At 53.7% G+C, this 244-nt stretch carries 1 pseudogene; it reads left to right on the top strand.

Features of this window, described 5'->3' with window-relative positions:
• A pseudogene (locus J5M57_RS28850) lies at window positions 1-134 on the top strand (polysaccharide lyase family 7 protein); the annotation flags it as partial.
• Window positions 135-244 lie beyond the last annotated feature (110 nt).

Genomic DNA, 244 nt, shown 5'->3' with positions numbered 1-244 from the left:
ACGAAAGCCAGAAGCCGATGGTCAAACTCGAATACCAGTACAAGACCAAAACCGAAACCGGCAACCTGGTGATCAAAGTGCGCATGCGCCCGGATGACGACGAAGGCCGGGTCATCACCCTCGCCACAGGGTTATTTATTGCCAGTCGGACATCCTTTAAACGGTGTTGTTTAGATCGCTCGACGGTTACTTCCGGATGCCTACAACGGCTTGCGTCAATGCCTACAGGTACGCCAGAATCCGC

The sequence above is a fragment of the Pseudomonas sp. 86_A genome, from assembly GCF_017491705.1.
GTDB lineage: Bacteria > Pseudomonadota > Gammaproteobacteria > Pseudomonadales > Pseudomonadaceae > Aquipseudomonas > Aquipseudomonas koreensis.
The sequence above is the reverse complement of the archived record's forward strand: the minus strand, read 5'-3'. Positions and strand labels throughout refer to the sequence as shown.